The sequence below is a fragment of the Bacillus sp. SD075 genome (assembly GCF_017355165.1).
Taxonomy (GTDB): domain Bacteria; phylum Bacillota; class Bacilli; order Bacillales; family DSM-1321; genus Peribacillus.
Genome location: NZ_JADILK010000074.1, coordinates 1 through 11,805 on the forward strand (window position 1 = coordinate 1; position 11,805 = coordinate 11,805).

At 38.1% G+C, this 11,805-nt stretch carries 8 protein-coding genes; all 8 read left to right on the forward strand.

From position 1 onward, the window contains the following. The first annotated feature begins 254 nt into the window (after window positions 1-254). On the forward strand, window positions 255-494 hold the full coding sequence (locus IOC57_RS24510; RefSeq protein WP_207441139.1) for a hypothetical protein: 240 nt from the start codon (window positions 255-257) through the stop codon (window positions 492-494). 286 nt (window positions 495-780) lie between these two features. Beyond that, window positions 781-1,341, forward strand: coding sequence for an HPP family protein (locus tag IOC57_RS24515; RefSeq protein WP_207441140.1), 561 nt, complete (start codon window positions 781-783; stop codon window positions 1,339-1,341). Window positions 1,342-1,556: 215 nt separating this feature from the next. Beyond that, window positions 1,557-3,875 (forward strand): helix-turn-helix domain-containing protein, encoded by a 2,319-nt coding sequence (locus tag IOC57_RS24520; RefSeq protein ID WP_207441141.1) that lies wholly within the window; start codon window positions 1,557-1,559, stop codon window positions 3,873-3,875. Window positions 3,876-4,036: 161 nt separating this feature from the next. Beyond that, complete coding sequence (locus IOC57_RS24525) at window positions 4,037-5,272, forward strand: MFS transporter (RefSeq protein ID WP_207441142.1); 1,236 nt, start codon at window positions 4,037-4,039, stop codon at window positions 5,270-5,272. A gap of 14 nt (window positions 5,273-5,286) precedes the next feature. Further along, window positions 5,287-6,468: an amidohydrolase gene (locus tag IOC57_RS24530; protein WP_207441144.1), complete on the forward strand. Its 1,182-nt coding sequence runs from the start codon at window positions 5,287-5,289 to the stop codon at window positions 6,466-6,468. A 69-nt stretch (window positions 6,469-6,537) separates the two neighbouring features. Further along, window positions 6,538-8,100, forward strand: a complete 1,563-nt coding sequence (gene sdaAA, locus IOC57_RS26665) for an L-serine ammonia-lyase, iron-sulfur-dependent, subunit alpha (protein WP_207441146.1) — start codon at window positions 6,538-6,540, stop codon at window positions 8,098-8,100. Between the two features lie 1,408 nt (window positions 8,101-9,508). Next, a complete protein-coding gene (locus IOC57_RS24540; RefSeq protein WP_207441148.1) occupies window positions 9,509-10,957 on the forward strand; it encodes a sensor histidine kinase in 1,449 nt (482 codons plus the stop codon). After that, on the forward strand, window positions 10,954-11,640 hold the full coding sequence (locus IOC57_RS24545) for a response regulator transcription factor (RefSeq protein WP_207441149.1): 687 nt from the start codon (window positions 10,954-10,956) through the stop codon (window positions 11,638-11,640). The genes IOC57_RS24540 and IOC57_RS24545 overlap by 4 nt, the downstream gene beginning before the upstream one ends. The last annotated feature ends 165 nt before the right edge of the window (window positions 11,641-11,805 follow it).

The window sequence follows — 11,805 nt, forward strand, 5'->3', positions numbered from 1 at the left end:
ATCCATTCAATACGAATGGATTTTTTCTTCTAATAATTAGGAAATGAGGCGGAAAATATAAATTGAATGAAAACTTCCAGCATCATTTTAAAAAAATTGTCGGCCCAGATCATGCGAGTGTAGGCATTATTATGGCAAATGGTGTCGAAGAAATCTTTAGCTAGTTTGACCCACTGAAAATAGGGATAAAAAAATCTTTACTCTTGAACTTAGCTTATCCCGCTAAACATTTTTGAACAGGGCTTTCAAGTAACATGTCCACAAACATAAAGATGAGATACATTAATGTTAAGCGTGACCAAATTCCAGTAAATGCTCAGGAACTTATCCCGCCACTTGGGTTTATGCGTCCTAAGATGGCTGAGGTTCTTGTTAGGGGCATGATGACAAATGATGGCGAGTATGTTAATGTAAACGCGTTTAAAGAGATGATTCAAAAGTTGGACGCTTTTTGGATAAGATCCGGAAAAGCAAAGCATAAAAGCATAACGTAACAGAAAAGACGTCGGTGACCAGGTTTTTGTAGCTTCACAAGTGGGGTGGTTATGCCGAGTATATGTGCTTCTCTGAAAACGGACCAGTTTCCATTAAGCCTAATAGTTTATCTTTTGAGGAAGCTGCAGCCATTTTTATACTGGTTGCCCTTTTTAAAAATGGAAGTCTGATATATGTCAGGGAAGTACGTACAGATATATATTTAAAAATTCATTGTTTTCCTGTAAGATAACATTATATAAAACCCTGTCGACTTACTTAGAAAACGTGAGGAAAACGTAAATTATGGAATTTGAAAAAAGTCTTAAAAAAAGTTGGAGTAATCAACAAAACATAGGTTTAACAGGATATTTAAAGAAAATGAAGGGCGAAGCTAGAGAAAAAGACAGAATTGATTATATGGATTCCTTTGTTTCGGCTATAGGTGGGCTCATTGCTATTATCATTATTAGTTTTATAGCTGTCTATTTAGGATATCCTATGGCATTAGCTCCTCTTGGAGCGAGCTGTGTTATTGTTTTTGGTGCGCATAAAAGTCTCTTGTCACAACCCCGCAATGTTATTGGAGGACATATACTCTCTACAACAACAGCCCTAATCATTTGGAGCATCTTTGGTAAAAGCCTAATCATTATCGGTTTAGTATTAGCTATTGTATTGATCATAATGACTTTTACAAAAACCGTTCATCCTCCCGCAGCAGCTAGTGCCCTTGTTTCGATCAATTCTCAAGCTGGTTGGGGATTCCTGACTTCGATTGTAATAGGTACCTTATTATTAATTTTTATATCGATGATTTATAATAATTTATTTCAAACAAGACAATATCCTAAACACTGGTTATGAAAAATTCAATTCCTATTTTAACTCAACGGGAGCTTTTTATTTGGTGCTCCTCCCTTATTGTACTGACTGCTTCCCTTCAGTAAGCAGAGACTGCTGATATTTCTTACTAATATTAGAAAACAATCCTTACCATCATATTAAAAAATAGCATGTGATAATGATTTGCTAAAGCTTGATGGGCAGTGGTAAAATCCCAGTAAAAAAGGTGAATGTCCATGTCTGAACCAGTAATAGAAGATTCTTATCAAATCAGTTTGCAAAATATTCGCCATCACTCACAGCATATCCATTTAGGAATAGAAATTCTTTTCGTTATTCGAGGAGAAATTGAGGTTATGGTCAATCAAGATTCCTGGCACTTGGCGGAAAATGATATTCTGCTAATTAATGCTAATGATGTCCATGCCGTAAAGGGGCATGAAGACAATGTAGTCCTATTGCTGCAAATTCCCCTTGGTTCCATCGAGCCGCTTTATCCGGATATTCATGTGTGTTATTTCGAATGCCGTTCATCCAAGGAGGATAGTGGGTTATATCTTCTTTTTGATCAAATCCGTCAATTCTTAGCTGGAATTTTGATCGCACATCACCAGGAGCAGGATGGAAGTGAACTAGAAATCAACAGCCTGATTTACAAGTTAGTTACACTCCTTATCCGGAATTTCAAAACAACACTCCTCGGGCAGGATCGATTTATTGAAATGAAGGATAAAAGAATGAGGGACATCCTGAATTTTATTGAAAAAAATTATCGCAGACAGATGTCTTTGGAAGAGATTGCTAAACAGCAATATTTATCCCTATATTATTTGTCCCGTTATTTCAAGCAGGCTGTTGGTGTTAGTTTTTCACAATATGTGAAACAATTCCGTTTGAAATCAGCTGTTCATGAGCTGTTATATACCGATGATAACATTATGAAAGTCTCGTTAAATAATGGTTTTCCAAATGTGAAAGCTTTTAACAAAGCTTTTAAGGAAATGTACAATCAAACACCTGGCGAATATCGAGCTCTTCATAAAAAAGAACCTTTCCAGGAAGTAAATAATATAAGCGAACAATATACCTTGGTGAATTCGCCACACTTTTTAATTGAAATGAGCAAGTATATTTCGCAAAAGGACCAATATGGTATGGTGAAAGAATCGGGAGTTTCGGCGGTACATATCAACCTGCCTCATGAACCTGTTCTTGTTCGGGATAAAGCCCAGCGATTACTGGTGATTGGACAGCTGGAATATGCTTTAAATGAAGAGGTCCAATCAGAATTAAAGCTTATTCAGGAGCAGCTCCATTTTGAATATGCTTATTTCACGAACGTATTTTCCACCACATTTACGACAATCGACCCGCTTTTGCAAATAGGAGGTCCGTATTATAAGATTGTTGCGTTATTTAACGAGTTTCAAAGGCTGGGTTTAATTCCATTCATTAGGGTGGAGTTTGAAAAGGAAGTCGTAAGCTGCCAGGATTATATAAAGATGTTAGATGAATTTTTACAGCACGCTGTCAGTTATTTTGGCGATGCCTTTGTCGGGAAATGGAAGTTTGATTTGGTTTTTTCAGATTGGGATCAAACAGCCCAGACTTTTTATCAACTATACTTTCAAACTGTGAAAAAGAGGGCCTCCACCGCAAAAGTCGGGATTCATGTGCCATTTTCCTTAGAAAAGGGATTATCAGTCCCTGTTACTGAATTTTTAAAGCAAATGGATCAAATTGACCTGGTTTGCTTTAGCTGTAATCCAAATGAACAAGTTGACTTCACTGATATGGATAACAGTTCATTTAAGGGAGTAAAAGATTATATAAAGAAATCTTGTATTGAATTAAAAGCAAACCTTTCGTCAGCCGGCTTGGCTGGGATACCCATTTACCTGACTAACTGGAATACACTTTATGGTAATACAGTAAATTTAAGTGGAACTTTTTTTCGATCAGCTCTCATTTTTAAAGATATGCATGATGCCATAAAAGAGATTTCCGGTTTGGGATTTTGGATTGATACCCATTCATTAGAAAAAAGTAATATGGATAATGAAAATATTGCAATGAATGGAATTGCCTTGCTTTATTATTATCAAATAAAGCGTCCGGCGTTTTTTAACATGCAATTAATTGCGAAAATAGGACTGGAGATATTAGCTGAAGGTGAGGATTTTGTACTGACGAAGGGGAAACAGGGGTACCAATTAGCTATTTATAATAATTCCTATGTTAATCCCACTTATTCAGTAGAAAGTTTCTTTTTAAGCTCTTTAACAAAAGTGAAGAAAATCATGATTTCGGGGTTGCCGTCTGGAACTTATCAAATTCGTAAATACATACTCGATAGAAATAATGGTGCATTTTACTTTAATTGGCTTAATCTCAATCAGCAGTATATCTATGATCAAGAAATCATTGATTATCTCAAGCAGCGAGCCTATCCAGATTTGCAAATCTATGAGGAAAACATTGTCTCGGAGCTCTTATTACAATCCAATTTGACGTTAAATGCCATTCATGTCATTGAAATTAGGCCATTAGGTTAAAACTTAATGGTCTTTTTTTGTTGTTCGGTTAAGCCAAGCAGTGAAAAGAGCAAATGAAGGGGTGTGTTTTCGACAATGAATGGAATGTTTTCACTACTTTAAAAATTTATAATGAAGTTAAGAAAGCGATTACATAAACAATATTTCGGAGGTAGCCTTTTATGTCTGTTTCTCAAGGAGCGATTAAGAAGCAAAGCGAAATAAAACTTTCGGTATCAAAGGAAAAAAAACCCCGTGGAGTTTTGTTGACTACAGCTTTAATGGCTGGTTATTCCATGATTTACATGGACAAAAACATGATTTCTACTGCAATCATCCCAATTGCAGAACTACTCCATCTAACAACAAGTCAAACCGGTTTGATAATGAGTTTATTTTTCCTGGGTTATTCATTAATGCAGATACCTGGTGGATGGCTCGCAGATAAAATTGGATATAAAAAGGTCCTAATGCTTTCGCTTTCGCTTATTACAATATTTTCATTTGCATTTGGCCTTGCTGGAAGCTTATTGATGTTTATATTGATTCGTTTCTTTGCTGGTATTGGCCATGCAGGCTATCCTCCAAGCTGTTCAAAAGGAATCGCCGAAAATTTTCCCAAAACAAGACGAACTTTTATTCAATCGCTCATTTTGTCAACGAGTGGAATTGGCGGAATTTTCGCGTTTGTAATTGGGGCACGGTTGATTGACTTAAATTGGCACTATGCCTACTATGCACTGGGGATATTTTTTGCCATCTCGTTACTTTTAGTTACTTTTTTGGTACCTACTAGCCACCCAACTGCCAAAATGAAGACTGAAAAGAAACAAGTTAGTTTTAAGTCAGTGATTTCTAATCGAAATGTAATCGTATTATCCGTTGCCATGCTGCTTGCGAATGTAGCTTTTTATGGAAATATGTCATGGCTTCCAACTTTCTTAAAAACAAAGTTTTCACTATCCATTAGTACGGTTGGGATCATCCTGGCAGTGAACGCTATTGGAGGGACGCTAGCCTCCATATTTGCTGGAGTATTATTAACAAAATATTTTGCAGGCAGGGAAAAGTTACTCCTAATGTGTTGTTCAGTTCTTTCATCCCTGTTGTTTCTTGGTTTAGTATTTTCAAATTCATTGGCTCTTTCCATTGCTTTCTTATATGTGCTTACATTTTTATTAACCACGATCTTTGTAGGGATTTTCTCTTGGCCGCACAAGATTTTACCTGAGAAAGTAATTGGGTCATCCATTGGTATCGTCAATACGGGTGGAACGCTTGGGGGCTTTATTGCTCCAATGGCATTTGGTGCTTTAATTTCTATGGCCGGTGGATCGTTTTCTATCGTATTTATCACCTTGGCAATGGCCGTTGTAATAGGCGGTCTAGTTATTCTGACCGTTAAAACTGAAAAATAATAGGAGGGAAAATGATGTTAGATCAACTATTGCAAAAACTTGAAGAGAAAAAGGAAAGAATGATTGAAATACGCAGATATCTCCATCAATATCCTGAATTGTCTTTTAAAGAAGAAAAAACGGCTCAATATATTGCTGATTTTTATAAAGATAAAAATGTGATGGTACGGACAAATGTTGGCGGTTATGGGGTGGTTGTAACAATCGAAGGCGGACACGTAGGTAAAACGGTTGCCCTGCGCGCTGATTTTGATGGACTGCCAATTACGGAAGAGGCAGATGTACCATTTAAATCGAGTAATCCAGGTGTTATGCATGCATGCGGTCATGATGGACACACTGCCTATTTAATGATTTTAGCCGAAGCATTAATCGAAATAAAAGATCAATTAAGAGGAAACGTTGTTATTTTGCATCAGCCTGCGGAAGAAACGCCTCCTGGTGGAGCAATTGCCATGATTGAAGATGGATGCTTAGAAGGTGTGGATAGTATTTTCGGTATTCACCTTATGTCCCCATCGATGACCGGGGAAGTCTCTTATCGTGCTGGAGAAATGCAAGCCGGACGCTCGTATTTCAAGGTGAAAATCCAAGGAACAGGCGGCCATGGTTCGATGCCGCATACAAGCAATGACAGTATTGTTGCAGCAAGCCACTTTGTTGTAGCAGCCCAGACGATTGTCAGTCGCCGAATCAATCCTTTTGATATGGCGACATTAACGATTGGCTCGTTTGATGGAAAGGGATCATTTAATGTTATAAAGGACAGCGTTGAGCTTGAAGGAGATGTTAGAACGATGTCCAGTGAAGTTCGTGCTAAAGTGGAAACGGAATTCAAGCGAATTTTAGATGGGCTTGCTCAAGAATTTGACATTACCTATGATTTAATATATTCACATGATTACCCTGTTTTAAGGAATGATAAAACCATGACTGAACTGGTTGTAAATGGGATTAAAAAGGCCGGAATTCCTGAAATCAAAGCGTTGGTGGAAACGCCGCCGATGTCTGGATCAGAGGATTTTGCTTACTATTTGCAAAAGATTCCCGGCAGTATGTTTTATGTTGGGGCAAAGCCGGAGGCTGGTCCAGTTTATCCTCACCATCATCCTAAATTTGTCATTAATGAAGACAGCCTGATCATCGCGGCCAAAGCAATGGCAGCTGTTGTTGCAGAATATTTTGGACAGAAGTAAACAAAGGAAAAACGGGGAAGGTTCTTATGCTTACGGCGTGGGGCCTTCTTCATGTACAGGAGTGATCACATGTCTTTTACTAATTTAAAAGAGTTAATTGAACTAGCAGAGCAGGAGAAAACATCCATTTCCGAATTGATGATCAATACAGAGGTACACCAGAAAGGTTATCCCAGGGAGACGATTATCGAAGAAATGTCGGAACAATTCACGGTTATGGAGGAGGCTGTACGCAGAGGTACAATGAGTCCAGTCATGTCTCGTACTGGTTTAACGGGAGGGGATGGAAATCGTCTTCATCAGTATGCCCAAAACGGGAATTCCTTTATTAATCCTAGAACATTGAATGCTGCAGCAAATGCGCTCGCGGTATCAGAAGTAAATGCTGCAATGGGGCGGATTGTGGCAACGCCAACAGCTGGGTCAGCGGGAATTTTGCCCGCTGTCCTCGTTCACGCCCTTGACAGCGGGAAATTCACGCGTAAGCAGATTATACTGTCAATATTCACTGCCTCTGCCCTCGGCTTAGTTGTTGCAAATAAAGCTTCGATCTCAGGGGCAGCCGGCGGGTGCCAAGCAGAAATCGGTTCAGCAACTGCAATGGCAGCCGGCACCCTGGTAGAGCTTGCCGGTGGGACACCAATGCAGATTGGAAATGCCGTCGGAATTGCTTTAAAAAATTCACTGGGGTTGGTTTGTGACCCAGTTGCTGGACTGGTGGAAATCCCGTGCATCATTCGAAACGGTTTACATGCAATTACCGCCCAAGCTGCCGCAGATATGGCTCTAGCTGGGATAGCCAGCGTCATTCCACCGGATGAAGTGATTCATGTGATGCATGAAGTCGGGCAGCAAATGCCCGAATCGTTGAGAGAAACCGGGATAGGCGGTCTTGCCGGAACTCCGACCGGGCAAAGGTTAAAGAAGCAGGTTCTAAGCGGAAAAACTAGTGGTTATGGGCCCGCAAAATATCAAAGTGCGTATGAAATCATCGGTCCCGTAATGGTTGGACCTTCGAGTTCCCATACAGCCGGGGCTGTCCGAATCGGGAATATTGCCCACCAGCTATTAAACGAAAAACCATTATATGCAAAGTTCTCGCTGATGGGCTCTTTCGCCGAAACCTATCAAGGCCATGGAACAGACCTGGCTCTATTAGCCGGTGTTCTTGGGTTATCTACCATGGATGATGGCATTCCAAATGCAAAAATAATTGCTGAAGAAAAAGGCTTACAATATGAATTCACGAAAAGGGTGCTTGGAAGCTATCATCCGAATACCGTTCTTGTAGAATTGACAGGGGTCACACGTACTGTAAAGGTTTTGGCCAGCTCTTTAGGCGGTGGTAAAGTGGAGGTTCAGGAATTCGATGAGTATCCATTTAAATTTTCAGGGGAACGGCCAACACTTGTGATTCGCCATTCCGACCAAAAAGGGGTTATTGCCGAATTATCGGATATCCTTTATCAAAAAGGGTTCAATATAGCTCGTATGGCCAACGAACGTTCCAAAATCAATGGTGCAGCAATAACGATTTGTGAAATCGACAATACAATCGAAGATACTCTCTTATCTTTATTAAAAAGAAAGATCCCGATTATTGAAGAAATTGTCTTGGTTCAAACTAAGTAGTTATAAGAAATTTATCCATTAAGCACGCAAGCGTATTTTCGATGATGCAAAAAAGCATGGTATGCAATTAAATCCATAAAAGGCATTCGGAATACATTCATTTCGAATGCTTTTTTATCTATAAACTGAAGCAAACGAAAGGAAGGTTTTTATTTTGTATGAAAGATTTTCCTCATTTGTTTTTATAGCCTGGGTGAAAGTTCGAATTTCAATTAATCCAAGGAAAAAGGACGGCATATGACAGTCGCCCAGTATTTTAATTAATTTTTAGCAGAATTCTCCGCCTTTATTGCTGCAGCCAAAATACATCAAACTATGATTAATGGTATAAACATAACGACAATGAAACGGAAATCCTTTCAAAACCCAAAACCGGTGTTACCGTATAAATCATGCGTTTTTGCTGGCAAGCCCTTTTATAAATTATTAATAACGGCCGGTTGTTCGCAGAAATAATGAGTGCCCCAGTGGAAGAATAAATACCTGCTTTGGCCAAAGGATTATAAGGATCTTTATTCTATAATTAAGCAGTATAACAGGACGTTTGACCTTTCATTATCCACCCGTTACTCGGAACTATTAAAACTGTCAACCCAAACATTTGCATAATAATGGTGAGGAACAGCCGAATAAAACTTTAAGTAACCCATGCCGTATGAAAATACGTACTTCCTTTTAACTGCACATATCCAATTTTCACACCGTTTTTATAAATATATTCTGTTTTATAGGTATTGGGCTTAGAAGCACACCCTGTCGAATAAGGGTTTGTATGATCATGGGACAAGGCAAATGGTTTATTCATGGGTGCAATCGCAAAACCAGCCCAAAGAAAACTATTTAATGCTTTTTTTATAATAACCTCTCTTCTTTCCTTCCCCTAGACTTTACCATATGGAAATTTGGATTTTTGTGTACCATGGAGTCATTACCCCCTGCATAAATCTTTTCTGTGTGCTTGATAAAGATTTCTCGCCTATTTAATTTCGTTTTTTGAAGATAATACATTAAATTGAAGGAATAGTTATTAATTATAAAATATTTAAGAGCAGTTATATTTGTTTCTTGGATATTTTACAAATAATATCATTATTATAAAAAGGTAATTAAAACAAAAAACAAGCTATCCAAGACCTCACAGGTTCATGCTTTGATGAGGCATGGCAAACATTCGGCGGAAAGGGAGCGGATTTCTGAAATCAAGCTGGAACGAACGTTTATACATAAAAAAACTATAGACTGACAATAGAATAGGTTTTTTTCATGTATTTTAGAAAATTTTAAGGTTTATGTGATATGTTTTTTTAGTTCTAAGAAAATTATCGCAGGAAACATTTTTAGGAACAGCAGATAAACGGTGAATTTTTCTGTAAAGAGTAAACGAGAGATCGATACGGGGTGAAAATATTTGTCAATTAAAATGAGGTTTCTGTTGTCCTACGTTGGAGTAATCCTTATTTCCGTCACTTTGTTTTTAGCTGCCGGATTTTTACTTATTTTCGCAATAACCGGTGATGTAAAATCGATAGAGCACTTATACAAAAAATCTTATCTCCAAAAACCTTTGACTGCCATAGAGGAAAGTGTGTTTCTCGATTTAAAGCTTTTGGCAAAAAATAACCCTGAGCAGCTTCTAAACGAAGAACAGCTGAAGAAGATTGAACGTGGAGATAGTAAGCTTGTCATTAGAAAAGATAATAAGATTGAGTATGCTTCCCCAACACTAGATAAGCCAGGATTGGTTCCATCACTTCCTAATTTCGAAGAAACGAACATTAATACAAGAGACACAATCAAAATGAAAGATACTTTTTTCACATATGTGAAGTTTGATTTTTATTTTTCGGATAAAAGTGAGGGAAGCATTTTTGTATTGAGAAAAGCAAGTTCCTATGCCGAACTGACTCGAGAGCTGTTTCCCATTTTATTTGTTCTATTGTTATTACTGTTTGTAATGATTATTGGACTTTTAAATTATTTAGTTTCGCGAAGTATCATCAAACCCATCACTATTCTTAAAGAAGGGGCAGAGAGGATAAAATCTGGAGATTTAAATTTTGAAATCAAAGCCACTTCGAATGATGAAATCGGACAATTGAATAGAGAGTTTGAGGAAATGAGAAAAAAATTAAAAGATTCTGTAAACCTTCAGCTGCAGTATGAGGAAAATCGCAAAGAACTTCTTTCTAATATTTCCCATGATTTGAAGACACCGATCACTTCGATTATGGGATATGTTGAGGGGATAAAAGATGGGGTTGCAAACACCCCACAGAAAATGGAGAAGTATTTATCGACTGTCTACATAAAAGCGAGAGATATGGATTCATTAATAGATGAATTGTTTTTATTTTCCAAGTTGGATTTAAAAAAAGAACCATTCACATTTGAAACGGTCAGACTAGATAAATATTTGAAAGAATACGTAGAAGAACTTCACCTGGATTTACTTCAACAAGGTATCCAGATTGAACTTCAACAGCCGTATAAACCGATATACGTGACAGCGGATAGAGAGAAACTAAAACGCGTATTGACCAACCTAATCAGCAATTGTGTAAAGTATATGAATAAAGATGAAAAAAACATTTCCATTACTCTGCATGAAGGCCTATATGATGTAGTGGTACAAGTAACAGATAATGGCTATGGGATAGAACCTTCTGCTTTGCCTTATATTTTTAACCGCTTTTATCGTGCAGAGCAATCTAGAAATTCTCAGTCAGGTGGAAGTGGTTTAGGACTTGCGATCGCAAAAAAAATTATCGGTGAGCATGGAGGAGATATTTGGGCTACTAGCGAGATAGGAAAAGGTACAAGTGTCTTCTTTTCCATAAAGAAAGGTGAGGAAATGTGAAAAAGATATTACTTATTGAAGACGAAGTGAGTATTGCTGAATTGAAAAGGGACTATTTGGAAATTAATGATTTTAGTGTCGATATTCAACATACTGGTGATGCAGGTCTCCAACATGCCCTTCAAAGGAATTATCATTTAATCATTTTGGACATCATGCTTCCAGGGTTGAATGGATTTGAAGTATGCAAACAAATACGTGCTGTAAAAAATATCCCGATATTGTTTGTATCCGCCAAAAAGGAAGATATTGATAAAATTCGGGGGCTTGGTTTAGGGGCAGATGATTATATAACAAAACCATTTAGTCCGAGTGAACTAGTTGCAAGAGTGAAGGCGCATTTAGCGCGTTATGATCGCTTGTCAGGAAGTCACCCTAAATCTAATTCAATTTATGTTCATGGAATTTCAATAGATAAGTCGGCACGCCGAGTTCACATTAACGGAGAGGTGGTACCATTTACAACAAAGGAATTCGATACGTTAGTGTTTTTTGTCATGCATCCGAATCAAGTATTGAGTAAAGAACAGCTTTATGAAAATATTTGGGGGTTTGAATCGGCTGCAGATGTTTCGACTGTCACCGTCCATATCAGGAAACTACGTGAAAAAATAGAAAGAAATCCTGCACATCCTAAATTCTTGGAAACGGTTTGGGGAGCAGGGTATCGCTTTAATGTTTAAATAGTATGTTTTATGACCCGTCACGAGTGACGGGTTCAGACTGTAGACAAACTCGATGAAAATCGAGTTTGTCTACAGTTTTTTTGGCTTGTACAATTTGGACGTTGATTTCCACTTCAGGCACTCGCTTTCCGCGGGCGGTCCGGGAGCCTCCTCGGCACAATT

What these genes read in the sequence shown, in the direction of transcription:
- sdaAA (WP_207441146.1), top strand. Translation starts at nt 6,538, where the DNA reads ATGTCTTTTACTAATTTAAAAGAGTTAATTGAACTAGCAGAGCAGGAG.
- IOC57_RS24515 (WP_207441140.1), top strand. Translation starts at nt 781, where the DNA reads ATGGAATTTGAAAAAAGTCTTAAAAAAAGTTGGAGTAATCAACAAAAC.
- IOC57_RS24510 (WP_207441139.1), top strand. Translation starts at nt 255, where the DNA reads ATGTCCACAAACATAAAGATGAGATACATTAATGTTAAGCGTGACCAA.
- IOC57_RS24530 (WP_207441144.1), top strand. Translation starts at nt 5,287, where the DNA reads ATGTTAGATCAACTATTGCAAAAACTTGAAGAGAAAAAGGAAAGAATG.
- IOC57_RS24525 (WP_207441142.1), top strand. Translation starts at nt 4,037, where the DNA reads ATGTCTGTTTCTCAAGGAGCGATTAAGAAGCAAAGCGAAATAAAACTT.
- IOC57_RS24520 (WP_207441141.1), top strand. Translation starts at nt 1,557, where the DNA reads ATGTCTGAACCAGTAATAGAAGATTCTTATCAAATCAGTTTGCAAAAT.